A 20,330-nucleotide genomic window follows, 5' to 3' on the forward strand; every position below is an offset into this window, starting at 1 on the left:
GAAAGTTAGTTAGAATCGCTTCCGTGAAGCGCGCCAGGCGTAGCTGGCAAAGTAGTAGGCGGCACGAGGCAGCGAGAGCTTCTCGTAGTTGCGCAGGATGCGCCAGCGGGCCGTTGCGGCACGCTTTTTGTTGCCGGAGCGGCTGTGCGCCGCCATGCGATAGACCGCCAGCGGCTCCGGCAGGCCGAGAGCATCCTCATGCCGCAGCAGTTTCAGCCAGAGAATGTAGTCCTCATGCAGATGCTCCACGAAACGGATGTCCCCATGCTTGGAGCGGCGCAGCATGGCGGTGAGACAGCCGAGCAGGTTATCATGCAGCAGCAGCGCATGAGTCAGGCGCGCTGGCGGCTGGATGATCTGGCCCGTGGGCTGGCCTTCCCAATCCATCTGCCGGTAACCGGTATAACTAATGTTGCATCCCGTCTCGCGCATGTGCCGGACCTGCTTCTCCAGCTTGTCCGGCATCCACAGATCATCACTGTCCAGGAAGGCCAGGAACTCACCCGTGGCACGGGCGATGGCCTCGTTGCGATTGTAGACACAACCACCCTGTGGAAGGTCCACGATCAGTCGGATGCGCGGCTCTTTCGCCGCAGCCTCCTCGGCCAAGGAGCGGGTGCTGTCCCTGGACTTGCTGTCCACGACGAGCAGCAGCTGCCAATCCGTCATCGTCTGGGCGAGCGCCGAATCAATCGAGGCATTCAACGTCTTCTCCGCGTTGTAGGCGGGCATGACGATGGAGACCGTCGGCGTCGTGCTCATGCGGAAGGAAGACGGGAGGCGAGCTTCAGCCAGACACGCGTGATGATGTCCGAACGGCGGGTGAAACCTGCCGCGGCCTTGCGGAAGGACTCCATGCGCCAGCGGCGCGCCGTGGAGATGCCGTCACGCTTCTCGAAATGCTTGGAGATGCGGTTGAGCATCGGCAACGCGGAAGGCAATTGCTTCTCCCACAGGCGCATGGCTTCTGATTCATCCGTGATGCCGGCAAAGAGAGCGGCATTCGTCCTCCAGGCCTCACGTCGGGCTGTGGAGGCTCGGTTGAGCCTTGTTTCATTCGCTGTTAGGCTGGTCGCGTTGTAGCGATAGCGCAGCAGCGGTTCCTCCAGCGTGATGGCCTGATGATGGCTGAGGAAGCGCAGCCACAGGTCATAGTCTTCCGACCAGTAGGCGCACTCGGGCGTGGAGAGATCCCGATAGTTGCCCACCTGCATGAGGGCATCCCGCCGCATGATTACGGTGGGATGCACGATGCGCGGCGCGCGCAGCGTGGCATGCAGGATGTCCGCAGGCTTGTGCGGATAGGTGGTGCGTGCCGCCACCGGGCTGCCGGTGTGGTCGATGCAGTTCCGGTCCGAAGCGACGAGAGCGTACTCCGGATGCTCCTGCAGGTATTTTAACTGCACGGCCAGGCGGTGTGGCTCGCAGATGTCATCCGCGTCCATGCGTGCGATGACGGGAGAGGTGGCCGCTGCCGCGAGCGCGCGCAGCGAGTTCCCCAAAGACAGCGGTTCGCCGGTGAACACACGCCCAGGCAGGCGGTTGGGGATCCACTGCTTCAGCACTTCCACCGTGCCGTCCGTGGATCCATTGTCCCAGACCAGCACCTCAAAATCACGGCAGGTCTGCGCTTCCAGAGAGGCCAGCGCCTCCGGCAGGAAAGGCATCCCGTTGAGGATGGGAATGATCCAGGAGACGGTGGGGCTCATTCGCTGAGATGAATGGCCTTCTTGTGGAAGAAGTCTGCCATGCCCACATTCCGCCAGTCGGTCGGATCAGGCTTCAGATCATTGAAGAAAAGTGACACTGGCTTCACGCGCAGCGGTGGCACCGTGGCCTCCTCGGTGGTGGACTCACGAAGCAGGGCATAACGCCGCTCGTTCTCAGCAGAGAATTTTCGTGCATCTCCTTTCAGCAGGTCACGCCACGCGGACTGCACATTGTTAGGCGACTTCAGGCTCGCTCCGAGGGCCAGGACCACCAGGGCGAAGGTCACGGGTGTCAGCGCAGGCCGGGCCCATCCACAGGCACGCACCAGAGCCGCGACACAGAAGACGAGCGCCAGCCACTCCACGACGAAGAAAGCGGCCAGCAGATTGATCGCGCGCGGGGGAATGGAGTAGCCCATGCCCCAGGCGCCGATGAAGAAGCCGCCCCAGGTGGTGCCGATCATGATGAGCAGTACCAGCACCGTCCGTGTCCAGGCCTGCGTGCGCTCCCATGCGGGTGCCTGCCACACGCCGATGAGGAGCAGCGCCAGCAGGAAGAAAGGTGCGGAGGTCAGCCAGATCACTCCCTGCTTCACCGCCAGCTTCGCGGAAAGCAGCAGGCATGGGATGAGATGACCGTGCACGTCATTGTGATAGGTGCCCATGCGCACCGGGAGACCTGGTGAGAAGAAGATGACCAGTGAGGCCAGCAACGTGCCTGCAATCGCCACGACGAAGAGGCGATGCACCCGGCGGTGCTCGATCCATTGCGCTACCGCCAGCAGCAGCAGGGTCACCAATTGCAGGGCCATAGCCAGCTCCGTGCACCAGGAGGCCAGCATGGTCATGAGCAGCACGGCCATGCTGATGAGCGCGGAGGGCCGGTGCTCCGGCTCCTGCCAGGCCCTTGCCAGCCAGGCACCGAAGATCAACTGCAGGATGAAGCCCAGCACGTACGTGTTGCCGCCATTCACCCAATACAGACCCTGCGCGGGACTGCGCATGCCCCACAGGAACAGGCAGAAGCCCAGCGCTGCCGCGAGCCAGCGCACGGCGACCTGCTGGCCGCGTAACCAACGATTGCTAAAATACACGCCCGCGCCAGCCAGGGACGCGAGCAGCACCAGGCACCAGACCTGGTAGGCCAGGCTGCCGATCAGGAAGGGATGCAGCGTGGTGCTGGCCTGCTGGATGATGCGGCCGGAGATCTCCGTGTACCATTTCCAGTTCGCGCCCCAGAATCCGAGATCGCGTCCGCCCACGGCCATGTACCAGTCATCGGCTGACGGATGCGCGTAGAAGCACAAGGCCACAAACGGCGTGACGATGAACAGGCACAGCGCGGTGAGCAGCAGTACCTGCCAGGGACGGATGGATTCAGACGCAGTCATGTCAGGTCGTGGATCAGCAGCGGTGCTCACATCTGAGGCAGTTTCAGCTTCAGGAAGGCCGCCCAGCAGAAGCGGAGCATGATGAGACCGTTTTTAAAGACGCGTGTCATCTTGGTGGTGCCATACACGCGCTCCTGGTAGTGCACCGGCATGTCCACGATGCGCAGGTTCAGACGTGCCGCGCCGAAGAGCAGCTCATAGTCACCCCAGCGGTCCTCCGCGCCCCAGGTGTCGATCATCTTGCTGACCTTCTCCCAGTCACGACGCCACAGCACCTTGGTGCCGCAGAGCGTGTCACGCACCGGAGAGCCGAGCAGGTAGGAGAAGAGCGTGGCGAAGCCCTTGTTGCCCAGCATGTTCGTAAATTTCATCGCCTGGCCCTGCATGGGGTACACCAGACGGGAGCCATTGATGAACTCGCCCTTGCCGGAGACGATGGCCTCAATGAAGCGCGGCAGTTCCTCAGGCATCACCGTGAGGTCGGCATCCAGGATGAGCTGGATGTCCCCCGTCGCGGCCGCGAAGCCTGCCCACACGTTGCGGGACTTAGAGATCGCCGGACCATCGACGAGGCGGATGTTCTTATGTGGAAACTCTTTCTGCATCAGGCGCACCTCATCCGGCGTGCCGTCCGTGGATTTGTCATCGCAGAAGATGATCTCGGTCTCACGCCCCAGCTCGGGCATGCGCTCCACCGCGCTGCGCACATTGCCCTTCTCATCCTTGCACGGGATGATGACGGAGATCTTGAAGTCGGAGGCCGGCCTCGGCTGTGGCGCGGGGCGGGCGATGATGAAGTGACAGAGGTTCATCCGCTCCAGCCCTGGCATCCAGGCGATGAACTTGTTGATCAGCGTGGACAGCAGCGGAACTCCAAAGGGCATCAGCACACGGCGCGTGACCTTCAGCATCTCAAGTCCGGAAAGGTTCAGCAGTCCCTCGTAGTCGCGAACAGACAACCAGTTAGGCTCCACCTTCGGTGTCTTGAGGTTGGCCTTCTCCGCCAGGCTGACCAGCGGCTCCCAGAAGTGGTTGTAGGTGTAGATGATGATGCGTGTGTGCGGCAGGGACACGGCGCGCACGCGCTCCAGCATGGCCTGGATGTCCACCATGTCCGTCGTGTCCTGGATGAGCACCGTGTCAAAGGGCCCTTCAGGCAGCTCCTTTTCAGGATCCATGACATGGAAGGCCGCCTCAGGATGCTGTTTCTTCGCCAGCTCGATGATCTTCGGGCTCACATCCACTCCGGTCACGGAAGAGGCCTGCACATACTCGATCAGCTTGCCGGTCTGGCAGCGGATGAAAAGCAGGCGTCCTGCATCGCCGACGAGGGTCTTCAGCTCGCGGCCCACCACGCTGTAGAAGTAGGAGTTGAGGTTGATGTGATAGTCACGGTTCTCCGCGTACTTTTCGACATTCTCGAGAATGCTGGCGCGCTTGTGCTCAATGGCGGCCATGCCCCACACGGGGATGGCGTTGGAATCATCGGGAGACTGGGACATGGGAGATGAGCGGGGTGAAGATGCGGTGACGAATCAGAAGAACCGGGAGCAGAGCGCCTTGGTCCGGCGGCCGATGTACTGCGCCAGCACGATGGCTGGACGATCCACACAGCGGTCGATGATCAGGGCTCCGACGAAGGTGCCTGCGAGGAGAGAAACCAAGGTCAGCAAGGTGCTCGTGCCGCGACCCAGGGCTGGCGCCGCGAGTGTGTAGGTCCATGCGGCCAGCGAACCCAGGATGAGGAAATGCACGCCATACAGGGCATAGGAAACACGACCGAGAAACTGCACCCAGGCACGGTTCAAAAAGTGGCGTGGCAGCGGATGCCAGAGCACCACCAGCATCAGGCAGAGAGCGCCCAGCATGGACCAGCTCCCACCCAGCCAGGGCAGTCTTGGCATTTGAGCAAACATGGTTTGGGAGAGGCCGGCCTCATCCAGATACTTGGGGAAGGATCCGCAGACCGCGGCGACCACACCGAGCACCACAGCAAGCCAGTTCGGCATCACCGGGTGGCGGCCGCGGACTGCGAGCAGCTGATGAATCTCCGCGAGGATCAAACCGATGAGAAAGCACTGCGTCAGATTGCGCGCATACCAGAGTGTGAAGGCGGCAATAAAGAACCAGCGGAGCGGAGCCGGGCGCAGCAGCAGAAGCGCGAAGACCAGCCAGGAGCCCCAGAGCTCGCGGTCGATGGTCCACATGGGCTGATTGAGCTTGCTGGCAGTGCCAAAGGGAGAGAGCAGCATGTCCTGCATCAGCTTCGACAGGGAGGGCACGCCGTCTGACCAGAAGTAATCAAACCAGCCGCTGCCCGACAAGGCCGCCGCTTCCACATTGCGATAGCCAGCAAAGCTCCAGATCACCCAGGAGACAAGCGTGGTGCCGAGGACCACACCCCCGAGACGGAACGGACGTTTCACAATGGCCGCCACCACATCCGCCAGCGGAGCTCTTCGCGCCAGCATGGGAGCCGCGAGGACGTAACCGCTCATGAGGAAAAACAAGCAGACCGCGAAGTGACCCGCGATCAGGATGCCGAGGGGAGTTTTGAGCAGCCAGGGCTCCCAGGAGTAGTGGGCCTTGGAGAGATCACCAAACGCGGCATGGGGCAGAAAGGCGGAGACAAAATGGCAGAGCACCACCACAGAGGCCGCCAGTCCGCGAAGCCCGTCGAGATGGGTTTCGCGTGAAGATGGTGAAACTTCGCTCACGCGGAAGTGTGATCGATCAGCGCGGGACACGCGCCAGGACCATCAGGCCGAGATAGAGGCGATGGGCGGGCGCATCAGCGCCGCCAGCCACGCGGTAATCGGCGAGCTGCCTGTCTGCCCAGGCATGAAAAGCGGGGCGTTTGCGGCGGGTGAACCAGCGCAGCGCCTTGAAGATGATGCCGAACAAACTATTGTCACAAGCGAGCTTCTCCATGGTCAGCTCCCAGAGCTGCAGCATGGCGCGCGGGCCGGAAGTAAGGCGCCAGGTGGTGTCGATCTCGAAACCGGCGTTGCGGACATCTCTTTCCAGTCCATGCGGTGTCCAGCGCTGGAAGTCCCAGGGCGCGCCGTGATCCGGGAAGGTGCCATGCGTGGAGAGGGCCAGCACGCCTCCTGGCTTCAGCATGCGGCGGCACTCACTCAGATAAAACATCGGGTCTTCCACATGCTCCAGCACCTGGGTGGAGAAGATGAGATCAAAGCTGGCATCGGGCGCGGCGAGCGGCTTGCCGGGATCAATGATGAAATCCAGATCACTCATGCCACCGAGATCCGCGCGCAGATACTCGGCCTTTGGGAAAAGACTGCGGTAGGGGCTGCCACCGCAGCCATAATCCAGGATGCGCAGCGGCTCGTCCGTGCGCACCTTGTCCAGCACCACGCGCAGGTCGGAGAGATGCAGGTAGAGCTTGGCTCCGGGCTGCGGGCTCAGACGATCATCCAGCGCCTGCTGGCGCAGCAGCGCGGAGGATTCTTCCTGGGAGAGGGATCGTGACATGATGACGAGTGAATCAGGAGGGCGGGAACTCGCCCTTGCTCTCGGCGGTTTCCAGGAAACGCAGCGCTTCTGCGAAGCCGCCATGGCGCTTGATGCCGGAGTTGAGATAACCATCCGCGATGCGGCGAGCACCGGCGGCATCTTTGACAAAGAGATGGTACATGATGTGGCAGCCGGCCATCCAGCCGCGACCGGGTTCGCCGAGCAGCTCCGCGGACCAGTTCACCGCAGCTTCGATTTCCTCAGCGGTCACAGCGGTGAAGTCAGCGGCGGCATTGACGCGCTCAGGAGAGAGCTTTTCCTTCAGTTCAAAGGCCACGGTGCAGCCACGACGCACACCGTGCGTGAAATTGAAGAGATCCCGCAGACGATACTGGATGAGCGCGATCCAGGGTGTGTCATAGCACTTGTAGTCCTGATGCACGACCAGCGCGCCGGGGACAAGGGATGGAAAGAAGGAGCGCGTGATGCTGGAGCCCAGCACCCAGGTCTTCATCGCATCCACCAGCAGCAGTTTGATCGGGCCGTCCTTCCACGCATACGTGGTGAGATCCGCAGGCACGAGACGCACACGATGCCCATGTGCCTTCACGCGGCGGCGCACTTCAGGCAGGAAGCTTTCACCATGTGCGTATTCGCAGGCGACCACTGGCAGGTATTCATCCATCCAGTCATCCCAGATGAAGCGGTCGAAGCCATAGACGATCTCATCTTTGCATCCGGCCTCTTCCAGACCATGGACGAGCGAGAGCGTGGTGGAGCCCATCCAGCAGCCGAGATCCACCACTGCTCCTGGCAGGGAGCGAATCTTCTGGATGGCTTCAGCGTAGTACAGGCGCTCCTCATTCGTGGTCATGCCAACGAGAGTGGTGAGCGCCGCAGGTGCCTGCTCGGCAGGCGCGCCCTGGATCAGGCGGCGGAGAAGGGAACGGATCATGAGAGTCTAATCAATGATGTGTCAGTAGGCGCTGCGGGTGAACACACTCACGCACCAGCCACTGTGCTGGCGGCGGGAGGTTTCGCCGCCCATGCGCGTGGCCAGATAACCGGCCAGCGGCTTCAAGCTGAGGTGCAGGAGTGTTTTCTTGCGCCCTTCAGGAAGGCGCTTCCACCAGCGTGCGAGAGCCAGGGCCACGCCTTCGGTGGCATCCAGCTTCAGAGGCAGGGTCACGTCATGGGTGAAGGCAGTACCGCAATCCGGCAACTGGTCTGCAAGGTGGATCACGACCAGACGTCCGTTCGATTTCAGGCTGGTCGCAGCAGCTTGCACACGATCTGCGGCCAGCAGCTCAGCAGAACGCGGAACCAGGATGAACTCGAGATCCTTCTGCGCGCCGATCTTGTCAGAGCCTGAGACAAACTGCACATCACTGGCGAGGCTCGGTGCTTTGAGCAGACGATGCAGGAGCAGGTTTTGATTCTGGTTCGTGCACACAAGTCCTTTGCCGCAGAGGTAGGAGCCTGCGGTGGTGACACCCAGCCAAGTGAGAAGACCTTCTTCACCGACGGTCGCGAAATCCATCGCCTGTTTTGGCAGCGCGGGAAGCTTGGCCTGCGCCTCGGCCTGCTGCTGGTGAAGCTGGCAGATGCGGCCGAGCTCCACACTGGCGGAAAACACACCCGTGGTGCGGAAGGGCCGCATGTCGAGATACTCATAGGCTTTCTCTTCTTCATTGAAGAAGGTGGGGTGGCGATCTCCCACACGCGGAACGAAGGGATGCTTCGCAATGAGATCCTCGCAGAGGCTCTGCATGCCATGAATGCGGGCAAGACCGCGAGCGATGGCCAGCGCGCCATCATACTGCTCACGCTGTCTCCAGCGTGGCGCACCTTCCACCGTGGCACGCAGCACCCGCTCAAAAGGAATGTCAGGCACAGGATAGCCCAGTTTCTTCACCTTCAGGTACTGGTCGGCGATGAGGACGGGAAGAGAAAAGACGATGTTTGGATCCGCGGACTCTTCCACGAGCTGTGGATCATAGGGGAAGTCCACTTCAGCCCAGAAATGGCGGCCATCGGCATTCGTCAGATGACCGCGCAGGAACTGCGCCACGGCATTGCTGCTGCCTGACATGGCGTTCATGGTGGTCGGCACGCCCATGAAGAGATAGCGCTCGGTCAGTGCCGCGCAGAGCGTGGCGGTGAACATGTCCGGCATTTTTGAGACGATGATGTCGCCATGCTTGGCCTTCACCTCGCGCAGGAGTGAGAGGTCGATGCAGCTATTGTAGAGAGACGGCAGACGGCGAAAGAAGCGCTGATGATGGCTGATGCGCTCTGCGCAGAGCCTAAGCTCTTCCTGCGAGTCCACCCACCACCAGGGCTGCTGCCCCACGGGCAGGTTCAGCGTCATGCTCTCGTACTCAGGCTCGGGATAGTTGTCCCAGTAGTAGTGCAGCAGTGGCGTGCGGATCACGCGCGCGCCGGTTTCTGCAATGGCTTTGCGCAGCATGCTGACAGCGCCGGGCATGAGTCCGTCATCCGAACCCACGATGCTGACATAACCATCTTTGACATGCGTCAGCGCATATTCCCAGTTTCTCTCCATGCCCAGCAGATTGGGCGTGCGGATGTAGGTCACGCGTGAGTCGGCGAGACCGCGCACGACCTCTTCCGTGTTGTCTTCACTGACGTTGTCGCAGACAAGGATTTGGAAATCATCCGGCTGCTGCAGGCAGGTACGCAGGGTATCACCGATGGTGTGCCCGCGGTTGCGTGTGGGGATGACGATGGTCAGGGGGATGCTCATGGACGGTATCTATCAGGCAGCGGCCAGCGGATTCAGGCTGGCATCGAAAAACAAAGGCTCCAGGCCGAGCTCGCGGCAGCTCTGCGCGATCTCGGAGGTGTAGGCTGGATTCATGATCACAATGGCAGGCGCGTGACCGGCGCGGGCAGGAATCTGCTCGGGTGGAATCACCTCATGACCGCTGCCTGCCACGAAGCTGCCATGACGGCGTGGATTGATGTCCGCGGCGAGGTCGATCAGCGTGGCATCAGGATCGACATTGGTGATGTAGTTCACGCCCTTGGTGGCTGCGCCCCAGACGAGCACGCTGCGGCCTTCGGCGCGGAGTTTGGACAAACCTTCACGCACCTGGGTGATCGTGGTCTTCTCACGCTGACCATACTCAGCGACCTGGGTTGTGAGCGCGGAGATGCCTTCCGGACTCATGAGGGTGGGCTTCGGACCCAGTCTGCCGCCTAACCAAAGATACTGGCCACCCAGACCGCGACCGGAAGCGGTCACTTCAAAGCCGGCCATGTTGAGTAGATGCCCAAGGCTGCCCTCGGTGAAGTAGCAATGGTTCTCGTAGCAGATATCCCAGAAGGAGCCGGTGGCCAGCATGGCATCCAGCTCACGCACCTCGATGAAGACGCCGCAGCCGGGAGACTGCTCCGCCAGACGCGCGACCTCGCGCAGGAAGGCCAGCGGGTCGGTCATCTGATCCATCACATGACGGCACACGACGAGCGCGGCTCCCGGTGGGACGAGGTCCGAGCGGAAGTAGTCCGGAATGAGATGCACCTGGCCGTCATCACTTTCAGCGGGGCAACTCGGGTCCATGCCAAGGCCGCGAACACCTGGAAGAGCGTTGGTCAGCATCTTCAGGAACTCACCTTTGCCACAGCCTGCCTCGATGACGATGCCGCCGGGCTTCAGCTCAAAGTGCTGGCTCAAAAAGCGGATGAGATCGTGGCAATAAGCCTCGCTGGCCGCGGAGGGCACGGTGCTATCATAGCTGGCATCATAGGAGACCAGCGCGGGATCAAACTCCGCATTGTACGCCAGCCCGGACTCCGGGCACAGGCGCAGGTCCAGGCGGCCCCACTCGATGCCACGCGCCTCCTCACGTGTGGAGTGGAGACGGTTGTGCATGGCCACGACACGCTCACGCTCGACGAGCGGAGCGCTGCCGTGAAGACCGGTGGCAGGGCAGGGGACCATGGCGGCGGTATAACGAAATGTCAGATTAGCTAACGCGGCGGAGGTAACCTTCGGCGAAATAAGTGACGGGTTTCGCCACGGTGCCTTCGTTGAACGGGAAGGAAGGATACTCGATCACGAAATTCGGGTTCTCCTCGGCGAACTGCTTCGCGGCGGCCTTTGGGTGGTTCCAGCTCCAGTCTTCACGGGTGCGCGGGCCATTGGAGACTTCTTCCATGATGCCGTCACAGGCCACGATGTAGGAACCCACAGGCACGAGATCCTGATAGGCGCGCATCTCGCTCAGCACGTGCTCCTTGTAGTGGTTGGAGTCGAGGATGAGCAGCACCTTCTCACCTGGCTTGATGAGGGAGTGCACATGGTCGATCGTCTCCTGGGCGATGGAGCTGCCTTCGACGAGAGTGATGAGCGGGAACATCTCATGCTCCTCGATGGCCTTGCGGTTGTGCGGGCGGATCTCTACATCCACACCGATCACGCGGCCATGGCCCATGGCTTTCATCACACTGGCGTAAAGCACCAGCGAGCCGCCGTGGGCCACACCGCACTCAAGCACCACGTCTGGCTTCAGCGTGTAGATCAGCTCCTGCATGCGCACGATGTCTTCAGGAAGCTGGATGATGGGGCGGCCCATCCACGCGAAGGAATAGACGTGCTTCACATCCCAGCCGCAGCGCAGCCAGGCATGGGAGGCCATTTCAAAGGAACGCGGATGATTGATCGGCAGGGACTCGGTCTTGCCTTCGTGGGTCCAGGTCACGGTGCCGTTTTCGACGTCGATGGTGAGATTGGTAAGCGGGGTCATGGCGGGTTCGGGAGTGAGTAGAGGGATGGGTAAGTTAAATCAGAGAGCAGGCTGGCCGTAGAAAGAGCGGATGGCATTCGCCACGGTGTGAATGACCTCGTCATTCATGTAGGACCAGAGCGGCAGGGTGAGGATCTCATCGCCAATGCGATCCGTGACAGGCACGTCATTCGCACCACGGCAGTCCTGCAGCCAGGTGAAGCGGTTGCCCGGCATCCAGTGAATGCCGCTGTCCACTCCATTGGCACACATGTGGGCCTGCAAATCGGGACGCTTGCCATCGAGAACACGCAGGCAGTAGTGGAAGATGCTCGCGCCATCAAAACGATCTGTCGGTGTGATCACTCCGGGAACACCGGCGAGCAGTTCATTGTAGAGACGGCAGTACTTGCGGCGGTTGGCGTTGAACTCATCGAGCTTCGCCAATTGAGTCAAACCAATGGCGGCGTGCAGGTTCGCCAGGTGATAGCGGAAGCCTTGCTTGAGCACGTCGAACTGATAAGCGCGGCTGTTGCCGTAGAGGCGCTCGTTCGGCTGGGTCATGCCAAGAAGACGAGCGGGATAGAGATCGTTTGCCTCTTCAGCCCTTGGCACCACGACCGCGCCACCATCGATGCAGGTGAGCGTCTTGATGGCATCAAAGCTAAAGCAGGAAAGGTCGCCGTAACTGCCGATGGGCTTGCCTTCCACGCGTGTGCCGGTGGCATGCGCAGCATCCTCGACCACGCGCAGGTTATGCTTCTTCGCGATCTCGAGCACGCGATGCACTTGCGCGGTGGCACCCGTGTAGTGCAGCACGATGATGGCCTTCGTCTTCGGACCGATGAGCGGCTCGATGAGGTCTGGATTGATGGAAAGATCGTGCTCGTTGATGTCCACAAACACCGGACGTGCGCCGCACATGCCGATGGCCTGGAAATCGCCGATGTTGTTCAGCGCGGGCGTGATGACTTCATCACCAGGACCGACACCAGCCGTGAGCAGGGCCAGGTGCAGCGCGGAGGTGCAGGTATTCACGGCGACCAGCTTGCGGTCTGGTCCAAGCTCAAAGGCCTCTGTGAGCTTCTCTTCGAAGGCTTTGACGTAACTGCCCATGCCAAGCCAGCCGAGATGCAGAGCATCCACGGCCGCCTTCATGGTATCGGCGTCGATGTGGGGTTTGAAGACGGGGATCATAGTTGGATGGGTTGGAAATCGGCGAGCAGCGGCATGGCGCGGTCACGGTCCGAGACATTCGTGGGCTCCAGCGGCCAGGGCACGCCGACCTGGGGGTCGTCGAAGCGCAGGCCGTCCTCATACTGCTTGCTGTAAAACTCGGAGACGAGGTAGAGGATCTCAGTGTCCGGCGTGAGGCTCTGATAGCCATGCCCGAAGCCCTTGGGCACGAAGATCATCTTCCGGTTCTGCGGTGTCAGCTCGATCATGCAGTGCTGGCCGTAGGTGGGCGAACCTGCGCGGAGATCCACGATCACATCCACCAAGGCGCCGCCGATGCAGCGCACGAGCTTGTCCTCAGGCACAGGCGGGCGCTGGAAATGAAAGCCACGCAGGGTACCGCGCTCCGGGTTGTACGAGTTGTTCGCCTGCTTCACCTGAAACTGGATGCCGAGATCTGCGAACTCACGCTCGCAATGCAGACGGGCAAAGAAGCCTCGGTCATCCTCTTTTCTGGCGAGGGTCACAAGGTAGGCTCCAGGGAGTGGCAGCGGCTCGAAATTCATGATTGGAGGAAGCTTTGAATCTGCTGAAGGCTGAGAGCGGAAGGATCAGCGCCTTGATGTACGGCATGGTACCAGTCCACCGTGGTGTGCACGCCTTGCGCGAAGCTCCAGCGTGGTTTCCAGCCGAGCTCACGCTCAGCCTTGGAGGGATCGAGAGCCAGCAGGCGTGCCTCATGCACGGCCTCTGTGTCCGCGCTGTGATGCCAGCGGCCTTCAGGCCAGCGCTTCGTGACGAGATCGATGAGGTCACTCACCGGCCGCACGCTTTCCAGTGCAGGACCGAAGTTCCAGCCAGACTCTAAAACAGCGCGGCGTGCTTGATCACCTTCACGCAAGGCACGATCCATCTGCGCGCCGAGGATGAGATAACCAAAAAGAGGTTCGAGCACATGCTGCCAGGGCCGTGTGCTGCCAGGGTTGCGCACCCACACGGACTCACCCTTGCTCATGGCGCGGATGGCATCTGGCACGATGCGGTCCGCGGCGAAGTCTCCACCACCGATGACATTGCCTGCACGAGTGCTGGCGAGCGCGATTGGACTGCCCTGCGCAAAGAAGGAGCGACGCCATGATTGAATGGCGATCTCGGCGCCTGCCTTGCTGGAGCTGTAAGGGTCATGACCACCCAGCGGATCGGTTTCCGCAAAGGCGCGGCCAGCGTCGTTGTTCTCGTAGACCTTGTCTGTGGTGATGGCGACGATGGTGCATGGCTTGCCGAGCTTTCGCACGGCCTCCAGCACATGAATGGTGCCCATCACATTCGTGGCCCAGGTTTCCACGGGCTGCTGATAAGACAGGCGTACCAGAGGCTGCGCGGCAAGATGGAAGACGATCTCGGGCTGAGTCTCTGCCACCACTCGCTCCACGAGAGCGGCATCACGAATATCGCCGATATGATGGCGGACCTTTGTTTCGAGCTTCAGTGCTTCAAAGAGCACGCTGCCTGGTTCCGGGGGCAGTGAGAGTCCACTGACCTCGGCGCCGAGCTGATGCAGCCAAAGCGCGAGCCACGAGCCTTTGAAGCCCGTGTGGCCGGTGATCAGCACCCTGCGCCCTTGGTAGTCAGTTCCGAACATGCGTCACCAGATTTTCCAGGGTGCCTTGCCTTCGTCCCACATCGCGTTGAGCATCTCATACTCGCGGTAGGTGTCCATGCACTGCCAGAAGCCTTCATGCTGCCAGGCGGCGAGCTGGCGTTGTGTGGCCAGAGTCTCCAAAGGTCCACGCTCGAAGATGCAGTCGTCACTCGTCAGGAGAGGAGCCACGGCCTTGTTCAGCACAAAGAAGCCGCCGTTAATGAAGGTGCTTTCCGAGTCCGGCTTTTCTGCAAAGGAGCAGACGCTGGTGCCGTCCATGCCCAGTTCGCCAAAGCGGCCGGCGGGATGCACAGCGGTGAGGGTGCACAGCTTGCCCTGCTGACGATGAAACTCGATGGAGGCATTGATATCGCTGTTCGTTAGGCCGTCGCCATAGGTGAGCAGGAAGGTGTCGTCCTCAACGAACTCGAGCGCCTTCTTCAAGCGACCGCCGGTCATGGTGTTGAGGCCGGTGTCCAGCAGGGTGACCGTCCAGTCCTCCTCGTCATGCGTGGTGTGGTACTTGATCTGCGGCTTGGAGCCGAGCTTCAAGGTCACGCTGCTGGTGTTCCAGTGGTAGTTACGGAAGTAGTCCTTGATGACCTCCCCCTTGTAACCCAGGCACAGGATGAACTCCTTGTGCCCGAACTGGGCATAGTACTTCATGATGTGCCAGACGATGGGCCTGCCACCGACAGGCACCATGGGCTTGGGACGGAACTCAGTCTCCTCGCGCAACCTGGTGCCGAGGCCTCCGCAGAAGATGACGACTTTCATGGGTTGGGAAAATGAATCAGGGCTTCACGATGATGCCCTGGCCGGTGGGAAGGATGCAGATGTTGATGTCGTTGGCCTTGGCGAACTCATCGATGGTGGCTTTCTGCTCGGCGTAGTTCAGCCAGCCGTAGTCATCGAGCACGATGACGCCGCCGCTGACAAGCTTTGGCCAGAAGTGCTCCAGCGCATCCCGCTCAGGCTTGGCGATGTTCATGTCGATGGACAGATAGGCCACCTTTTGAATGTCGACCGTGGTAAGCGTGTCCGGCACCAGTCCGCGCACAAGCTTGGTGTTAGGCCAGGGAGCGAAGTTTGCCTGCGCGGTGGCGAAGCAATCCTGGTAGAAATCCCGGTTTTCCTTCAGGCGCTTCGGGCGCTCCGTGTCGGACATCTGGGATTCCGGGATGCCGGCGAAGGTGTCGAAGAGATAGAAGTTTCGCGGCAGCTTGCTGAAGTCGAGATACTTGCAGACCGTGAGGGAAAAGATGCCGGTGTTCACACCGCACTCGACGAAATCACCCTCATGCTTCAGCGCCTGCTGCGCGGCCCAGAGGATGATGTGAATGCGCCACTCCAGATGCAGATCCGGCAGATGAGAGTAGCGGTGGCCAGAGTTAAAGCCGGCTTCATAGGCCTCACGGAAACGTGGTTCCTGCATCCAGGAGGTGTTCTTGCAGTAGGTGCGCAGCGCATCTCCCTCGAACGAAGGGGTGCCCCACTGCTTCTGACGTGCGATGAAGTCGATGTCCTCTCCAGCGGCTCGCAGAAGCAAGGGCCGGAGCTTTTTACGCAGACGACGGACAATGGAACGAATCATGAAGGTGGGTGTGAGCGTGCGGGTCAGTCGAGCTTGCTGACCTTCCAGTCGAGGCGCGGCCAGATGGCTCCGGGCACGTGTCCGGCATAGGCGTAGCGACCTGGATGCGGGGTGTCCTCCATCACTGTGAAGGAAAGAGCGGTCGGCTCATGCAGGCAGATGTCGTAGCTATTGGAACTGAAGCCGACGACGACGATGGTGACGTGATGTCCGCCAGCGTTCAGCAGCCAGGCCGGCACCGTGCAGGAGGCACGCCAGCGGCCGTCTCCGGCATCACTGACATCCTCGGAGTTCACGTGGAAGACACACTGGCCGCCATCCGTGTCCACCTGGATGTAAGGGACGAAATTGCGGCCGCGAGCGTTCTGCACTTCATACTCGAACTGAATCTCAAAGGCTGTGCTCATGGGCACGCCGCTTTGAGATGTGGCTGGGTCCTCGCCGATCCAGGTGCGCAGCAAACGGCAGTCCTTCGAAGAGTCTGAAGACAAGCTGCCGGCACGATAGGCGCTCTGATAGGTCTCGAGCACCGAAGCGGGCGCTCCCTCGGCTGCCACCACGCCGCCGCTGAGCAGCACGGCACGTGTGCACAGGCTGAGCACGGTGGGCATGTTATGACTCACGAGCAGCACGGTGCGGCCTTGCTTGGTCGTGGCCTCCATGCTGGCGAGGCACTTCTTTTGGAAGGCCATGTCACCGACGGCGAGCACCTCATCCACGATGAGGATGTCCGGCTCGAGATGAGCGGCGACCGCGAAAGCGAGGCGCACATACATGCCGCTGCTGTAGTACTTCACCGGCGTGTCGAGGAACTTCTCGATCTCGGCAAAGGCCACGATCTCATCAAACTTCGAGCGGATCTGTTCGCGGCTCATGCCAAGGATGGCACCATTCAAGAAGACGTTTTCACGCCCTGTGAGCTCGGGATGGAAACCCGTGCCGACCTCGAGAAGGCTGGCCACGCGGCCCTTGATGCGGATCTCGCCACGAGTGGGGTCGGTGATGCGGCTGAGCAGCTTCAGCAGCGTGCTTTTGCCCGCACCATTGCGGCCAACGATGCCAAGCACCTCGCCGCGCTTCACGTCAAAGGAGACGTCCTTGAGCGCCCAGAACTCTTCCGTCGTGGACTTGCCGGTTTCGATGTCCTTGTTGCGGCCAAAGAAGCCGCCAAGCAGACCTTTGGCCGAGGCTTGCACACGCTCGCTGAGCATCTTGCCCGTGCCTTTTTTAACTCCGGCGGACTGATGCTGGATCAGATAGCGCTTCGCGAGGTGTTCGACGTGGATGACCGTGTCAGATGCCATGTCTGTCAGATGAGGTCGGCAAAGGTTTTTTCGGTCCGGCGGAAGTACCACAGGCCGAGGATGAGCAGGAAGATCACAATGCCGCAGGAGATGAGGAAGCCCTCCATGGGCAGGCTTGAGGTCGTTTGCGTATTTGCAGTTAGGCCGCCGTAGATGCACCAGCGGAAGCCTTCGATCACCCCGACGACGGGATTGCAGGCATACAGCAGGCGCCACTGCTCTGGAACGGCACTGGTGCTGAAGCCGACCGGACTCACATAGGTGCCGAACTGCACCAGGAATGGCACGATGTGCTTGAAGTCACGGTATTCGACCATGAGAGCGCTGATGAGCAAACCAGGCCCAAGTGCCGCGGCGACGGCGAGCAGGGTAAAGATTGGCAAGCAGAGCAAACGCCACGTCGGCATCACTTGATACCAGGCCATCATGCCCGCGAGGATCACCAGCGTGATGGCGAAGTCCACGAGCGCCACGCCAAAGGTGCTCGCTGGAATGAGCAGGCGCGGGAAGTAGACTTTGGAGATCAGGCTGTTGTTGTTCACCAGACTGTGTGTGGACGCGGAGATGGCATTGCTGAAGAACTGCCAGGGCAGCATGCCGGCGAGCACGAGCACGGGATAAGGCACGCCATCCGAGGGGAACTTGCCCATACGGCCAAAGAGCACGGTGAAGACCAGCGTGGTCAGCAGCGGACGCAGGAGCGCCCAGGCGGAACCGGCGACGGTCTGCTTATAACGAACGATGATGTCTCGCCAGGCCAGGAAGCCGAAGAGCTCGCGGTAGCGCCAGATGTCACGCCAGTAGCCTGACTCGCTGCGGCCGGCGCGGATGATGATTTCGTTTTCCATGTTTCTCGGATCAGGCGGCTTTCAGCGATGTGAGCGCCAGCACGTGCGCCACGAGCTGCTGAATGCAGGCCTCAGGGCTGTTCACGCCTGTTTGCAAAATGACCTCGGCGGCCTGCGGAGGTTCATAAGGTGAATCAATCCCGGTGAAGCCCTTGAGGGCTCCGCTGCGGGCTTTGGCATAAAGGCCTTTGGGATCACGCTGCTCGCAGACGTTCAGCGACGCGGCGATGAAGACCTCCGCAAAGGGCACGGCATCGCGAAGGCAGGACTCGCGTACTTTGCGGCGGTCCTCATCAAAGGGCGAGATGAGCGAGCAGATGACGATGATGCCGCTTTGGGCCATCAATTTGGCCACCTCGCCAGTGCGGCGGATGTTTTCATGACGGTCTTCAGAACTGAAGCCGAGATCACAGCAGAGACCGTGGCGGAGGTTGTCACCATCCAGGATGAAGGAGGGTTTGCCTGCCTCATAGAGATGGGCATCGAGACCCACGGCCATGGTGGATTTGCCGGAGCCGGAGAGGCCAGTCATCCAGATGACCGCACCGCGCTGGCCGAGGCGCTCACAGCGCATGGCATCGGTCACACGGGTCTTTGTCCAGGTGATGTTGGCGGATTCGGGCAAGCTGCCGCCCTTGGTCGTGGCCGGTGCGGCGGGACCTGAATCAGGAGATGGGGAGTTGGAGGTGCCGCTCATGGGAGTGGCGGGAATAGCCGTCAGAGGAAGTGGTCCAGCAGACGGCTGGAAAGGATGCCATCGAGCTTCGCGTGGAGGTCACGCGCGACTTTGAGGCGCTTGCGGATGATCTTGATCTCGTCCGGATGCTGGGAGGCCGAGTGCTGGCCTGAGCCGGAGACTTCGGCATCCAGCGTGCGGGCGATCTGAGTGCCAGCCGAGCCGAGTTTTTGACGGATGCCAGGCAGCAAACCCTGCTTCACGATCACGCGGAAATCGGTCTGAGCCTCGTAGTAGTCACGGCGGTCACCTTCGACCGGGCGATGACACACCGCATGCCACTCCTCAAGCTGGCGGATGGTGGTGCTGGCGCTGGCCTTGCTGATGTCCAGGCGGGCGGCGATTTCCTCGAGGCTCAAGGGGCCTGGCTGCAAATAGAGCAGGGCAAACATGCGCCCGATGAGCCTGCCGAGGCCAAAAGCGTGGGTGGTGTTTCCGCCCGCATCAATGAAACGCCGCACTTCCCGCTCCCAGGAGGCGGGCTGAAGATCAGAACTTGGGCTGGGAGCGGCCTTGGGCATCGTTCAGAAAAATCTGAACGATGATGGAGAGGCTGACATTTCTGGCAAGAGGCTTCGCTGGAAATGTCAGGTTTTCGTCTGCCTCTTTGGGAGTAGGCGCGCACCTCTTCAGGCCATGGCCCTCACGCCTGCCAGCGGCGGGACCATCTCAAAAGCGGGCGCTCGACCAGTGCCCAAAGCACGGCACATGCAGCGAGGGCCGCCAAGCAGGCACCTCCGGCCACGACGTAGCGCATGGCGAGGCTGTCCGGGGCCAGTTTGGAGCCCGCATTGATGAGGGCCAGGAGGACCATGGAGTGCCCGAGGTAGATGGAATACGAGGCATCTCCGAGCCAGCAGGCCCATTTGGGCCAAGGCTGGGATTTCAGGCCCTGTTCCCACACGCCGGTAGCCAGGATAATGAGGGCAAAGGCGGCTCCCAGCAGCAGGCGCACCTGCAGCGGCTGGTCCATGCCCTTCACATGATCATAGGCCCAGGCTCCGAGGCCCAGAAAAACGAGCGCCACAATGCTGACCCAGACGGGCGACCAGCGCCACTCATGCCGCCGCTGAAAACAGGCGCAGACCACGATGCCAAAGACGAACTCTACATTATGCGCATCACAGATCAGGCGTGGCAGATCGTAGAGCTTGGCGCCCATGAGATGGGTGGCGAAGATGGCCGCCATCCAGAGGCTGAGCAGCAGCAGAGCGCGGCGATATCCCAGAATCAAGGCGATCAGGAACAGCGCATAAAACAGTGCCTCATGCATGAGGGTCCAGGCAGCGGTGATGACGGGCATCATTCCCTCCGGTGCGGGAAGCAGCAGGTAGGAGGAGATGATGCGGGAGATCTCCGGAGGTGTGCCGCCACGCTGCCAGGCGACCAGTTCCAAGCCGAGCTTCACGGAAGTGAGGATGAAGAGCAGGGGATAGACCCGGAAGAAGCGGCGATACAGATAACGCGGTGCGAACTGCGGCTGGCCCAGCTCCGCCCCATGAATGAAGGTGATGATGAAGCCGCTGAGCACGAAGAAGAAGTCCACGCCGAGCTCGCCGAAATGGAAAAGACCGCCGAGCAGCACCTGCTGGGTCTTCCGCTCTGTGAAGAGGCAGGCATGATACACCAGCACACCCAGCGCGGCGAGTCCGCGAAAGACTTGCAGGCTGGAGAGGTAGACAGGTTTCGATGCTTCCGCCAT

20 protein-coding genes are annotated in these 20,330 nt (G+C 61.1%); all 20 read right to left on the minus strand.

All coding sequences use genetic code 11. The annotated features are described in order from the left end of the window. Positions 1-9: 9 nt before the first annotated feature. Positions 10-762 (minus strand): glycosyltransferase family 2 protein, encoded by a 753-nt coding sequence (locus tag BGE01nite_RS03685; protein ID WP_146848914.1) that lies wholly within the window; start codon positions 760-762, stop codon positions 10-12. Then, positions 759-1,709: a glycosyltransferase gene (locus tag BGE01nite_RS03690; RefSeq protein ID WP_146848915.1), complete on the minus strand. Its 951-nt coding sequence runs from the start codon at positions 1,707-1,709 to the stop codon at positions 759-761. The genes BGE01nite_RS03685 and BGE01nite_RS03690 overlap by 4 nt, the downstream gene beginning before the upstream one ends. Then, positions 1,706-3,100 carry a DUF6056 family protein gene (locus BGE01nite_RS03695; RefSeq protein WP_146848916.1) on the minus strand — a complete coding sequence of 465 codons (1,395 nt, stop codon included), beginning with the start codon at positions 3,098-3,100 and terminating at the stop codon, positions 1,706-1,708. The genes BGE01nite_RS03690 and BGE01nite_RS03695 overlap by 4 nt, the downstream gene beginning before the upstream one ends. A gap of 26 nt (positions 3,101-3,126) precedes the next feature. Next, on the minus strand, positions 3,127-4,602 hold the full coding sequence (locus BGE01nite_RS03700; RefSeq protein ID WP_146848917.1) for a glycosyltransferase: 1,476 nt from the start codon (positions 4,600-4,602) through the stop codon (positions 3,127-3,129). A gap of 33 nt (positions 4,603-4,635) precedes the next feature. Continuing rightward, complete coding sequence (locus BGE01nite_RS03705; RefSeq protein WP_146848918.1) at positions 4,636-5,847, minus strand: acyltransferase family protein; 1,212 nt, start codon at positions 5,845-5,847, stop codon at positions 4,636-4,638. Further along, complete coding sequence (locus BGE01nite_RS03710) at positions 5,834-6,595, minus strand: class I SAM-dependent methyltransferase (protein WP_170266570.1); 762 nt, start codon at positions 6,593-6,595, stop codon at positions 5,834-5,836. The genes BGE01nite_RS03705 and BGE01nite_RS03710 overlap by 14 nt, the downstream gene beginning before the upstream one ends. Before the next feature lie 13 nt (positions 6,596-6,608). Next, a complete protein-coding gene (locus tag BGE01nite_RS28875) occupies positions 6,609-7,532 on the minus strand; it encodes a hypothetical protein (RefSeq protein ID WP_170266571.1) in 924 nt (307 codons plus the stop codon). A 21-nt stretch (positions 7,533-7,553) separates the two neighbouring features. Further along, positions 7,554-9,344 carry a glycosyltransferase gene (locus BGE01nite_RS03715; RefSeq protein ID WP_146848920.1) on the minus strand — a complete coding sequence of 597 codons (1,791 nt, stop codon included), beginning with the start codon at positions 9,342-9,344 and terminating at the stop codon, positions 7,554-7,556. Positions 9,345-9,356: 12 nt separating this feature from the next. Further along, on the minus strand, positions 9,357-10,544 hold the full coding sequence (locus tag BGE01nite_RS03720; protein ID WP_146848921.1) for a class I SAM-dependent methyltransferase: 1,188 nt from the start codon (positions 10,542-10,544) through the stop codon (positions 9,357-9,359). A 25-nt stretch (positions 10,545-10,569) separates the two neighbouring features. Beyond that, the gene (locus tag BGE01nite_RS03725) at positions 10,570-11,349 is read right to left on the minus strand and encodes a cephalosporin hydroxylase family protein (RefSeq protein WP_146848922.1); all 780 of its coding nucleotides are present in this window, start codon (positions 11,347-11,349) and stop codon (positions 10,570-10,572) included. Between the two features lie 39 nt (positions 11,350-11,388). Continuing rightward, positions 11,389-12,525 carry a DegT/DnrJ/EryC1/StrS family aminotransferase gene (locus BGE01nite_RS03730; protein ID WP_146848923.1) on the minus strand — a complete coding sequence of 379 codons (1,137 nt, stop codon included), beginning with the start codon at positions 12,523-12,525 and terminating at the stop codon, positions 11,389-11,391. After that, a complete protein-coding gene (locus tag BGE01nite_RS03735; RefSeq protein ID WP_146848924.1) occupies positions 12,522-13,070 on the minus strand; it encodes a dTDP-4-dehydrorhamnose 3,5-epimerase family protein in 549 nt (182 codons plus the stop codon). Before BGE01nite_RS03735 ends, BGE01nite_RS03730 begins: the two co-directional genes overlap by 4 nt. Beyond that, entirely contained in the window at positions 13,067-14,146 is a 1,080-nt protein-coding gene (rfbG, locus tag BGE01nite_RS03740; RefSeq protein ID WP_146848925.1) for a CDP-glucose 4,6-dehydratase, read from the minus strand. Before rfbG ends, BGE01nite_RS03735 begins: the two co-directional genes overlap by 4 nt. A gap of 3 nt (positions 14,147-14,149) precedes the next feature. After that, positions 14,150-14,923: a glucose-1-phosphate cytidylyltransferase gene (rfbF, locus tag BGE01nite_RS03745; protein WP_146848926.1), complete on the minus strand. Its 774-nt coding sequence runs from the start codon at positions 14,921-14,923 to the stop codon at positions 14,150-14,152. 16 nt (positions 14,924-14,939) lie between these two features. Then, a complete protein-coding gene (locus BGE01nite_RS03750) occupies positions 14,940-15,740 on the minus strand; it encodes a TylF/MycF/NovP-related O-methyltransferase (RefSeq protein WP_146848927.1) in 801 nt (266 codons plus the stop codon). A gap of 23 nt (positions 15,741-15,763) precedes the next feature. Continuing rightward, positions 15,764-17,044 (minus strand): ABC transporter ATP-binding protein, encoded by a 1,281-nt coding sequence (locus BGE01nite_RS03755; protein ID WP_146848928.1) that lies wholly within the window; start codon positions 17,042-17,044, stop codon positions 15,764-15,766. A 5-nt stretch (positions 17,045-17,049) separates the two neighbouring features. After that, positions 17,050-17,892 carry an ABC transporter permease gene (locus BGE01nite_RS03760; RefSeq protein WP_146848929.1) on the minus strand — a complete coding sequence of 281 codons (843 nt, stop codon included), beginning with the start codon at positions 17,890-17,892 and terminating at the stop codon, positions 17,050-17,052. A gap of 10 nt (positions 17,893-17,902) precedes the next feature. Next, complete coding sequence (gene cysC / locus BGE01nite_RS03765) at positions 17,903-18,589, minus strand: adenylyl-sulfate kinase (RefSeq protein ID WP_146848930.1); 687 nt, start codon at positions 18,587-18,589, stop codon at positions 17,903-17,905. 20 nt (positions 18,590-18,609) lie between these two features. Beyond that, on the minus strand, positions 18,610-19,149 hold the full coding sequence (locus tag BGE01nite_RS03770) for a GbsR/MarR family transcriptional regulator (RefSeq protein WP_146848931.1): 540 nt from the start codon (positions 19,147-19,149) through the stop codon (positions 18,610-18,612). A gap of 122 nt (positions 19,150-19,271) precedes the next feature. Continuing rightward, positions 19,272-20,330: an acyltransferase family protein gene (locus BGE01nite_RS03775; RefSeq protein ID WP_146848932.1), complete on the minus strand. Its 1,059-nt coding sequence runs from the start codon at positions 20,328-20,330 to the stop codon at positions 19,272-19,274.

This window comes from Prosthecobacter gellanilyticus (genome assembly GCF_007992435.1).
GTDB classification, from domain to species: Bacteria; Verrucomicrobiota; Verrucomicrobiia; order Verrucomicrobiales; family Verrucomicrobiaceae; genus Prosthecobacter; species Prosthecobacter gellanilyticus.

Excerpts from the sequence above, each read along its gene's own strand:
- BGE01nite_RS03685 (WP_146848914.1), bottom strand. The coding sequence starts at position 762 with ATGAGCACGACGCCGACGGTCTCCATCGTCATGCCCGCCTACAACGCG.
- BGE01nite_RS03690 (WP_146848915.1), bottom strand. The coding sequence starts at position 1,709 with ATGAGCCCCACCGTCTCCTGGATCATTCCCATCCTCAACGGGATGCCT.
- BGE01nite_RS03695 (WP_146848916.1), bottom strand. The coding sequence starts at position 3,100 with ATGACTGCGTCTGAATCCATCCGTCCCTGGCAGGTACTGCTGCTCACC.
- BGE01nite_RS03700 (WP_146848917.1), bottom strand. The coding sequence starts at position 4,602 with ATGTCCCAGTCTCCCGATGATTCCAACGCCATCCCCGTGTGGGGCATG.
- BGE01nite_RS03710 (WP_170266570.1), bottom strand. The coding sequence starts at position 6,595 with ATGTCACGATCCCTCTCCCAGGAAGAATCCTCCGCGCTGCTGCGCCAG.
- BGE01nite_RS28875 (WP_170266571.1), bottom strand. The coding sequence starts at position 7,532 with ATGATCCGTTCCCTTCTCCGCCGCCTGATCCAGGGCGCGCCTGCCGAG.
- BGE01nite_RS03715 (WP_146848920.1), bottom strand. The coding sequence starts at position 9,344 with ATGAGCATCCCCCTGACCATCGTCATCCCCACACGCAACCGCGGGCAC.
- BGE01nite_RS03720 (WP_146848921.1), bottom strand. The coding sequence starts at position 10,544 with ATGGTCCCCTGCCCTGCCACCGGTCTTCACGGCAGCGCTCCGCTCGTC.
- BGE01nite_RS03725 (WP_146848922.1), bottom strand. The coding sequence starts at position 11,349 with ATGACCCCGCTTACCAATCTCACCATCGACGTCGAAAACGGCACCGTG.
- BGE01nite_RS03730 (WP_146848923.1), bottom strand. The coding sequence starts at position 12,525 with ATGATCCCCGTCTTCAAACCCCACATCGACGCCGATACCATGAAGGCG.
- BGE01nite_RS03735 (WP_146848924.1), bottom strand. The coding sequence starts at position 13,070 with ATGAATTTCGAGCCGCTGCCACTCCCTGGAGCCTACCTTGTGACCCTC.
- rfbG (WP_146848925.1), bottom strand. The coding sequence starts at position 14,146 with ATGTTCGGAACTGACTACCAAGGGCGCAGGGTGCTGATCACCGGCCAC.
- rfbF (WP_146848926.1), bottom strand. The coding sequence starts at position 14,923 with ATGAAAGTCGTCATCTTCTGCGGAGGCCTCGGCACCAGGTTGCGCGAG.
- BGE01nite_RS03750 (WP_146848927.1), bottom strand. The coding sequence starts at position 15,740 with ATGATTCGTTCCATTGTCCGTCGTCTGCGTAAAAAGCTCCGGCCCTTG.
- BGE01nite_RS03755 (WP_146848928.1), bottom strand. The coding sequence starts at position 17,044 with ATGGCATCTGACACGGTCATCCACGTCGAACACCTCGCGAAGCGCTAT.
- BGE01nite_RS03760 (WP_146848929.1), bottom strand. The coding sequence starts at position 17,892 with ATGGAAAACGAAATCATCATCCGCGCCGGCCGCAGCGAGTCAGGCTAC.
- cysC (WP_146848930.1), bottom strand. The coding sequence starts at position 18,589 with ATGAGCGGCACCTCCAACTCCCCATCTCCTGATTCAGGTCCCGCCGCA.
- BGE01nite_RS03770 (WP_146848931.1), bottom strand. The coding sequence starts at position 19,149 with ATGCCCAAGGCCGCTCCCAGCCCAAGTTCTGATCTTCAGCCCGCCTCC.
- BGE01nite_RS03775 (WP_146848932.1), bottom strand. The coding sequence starts at position 20,330 with ATGGCGGAAGCATCGAAACCTGTCTACCTCTCCAGCCTGCAAGTCTTT.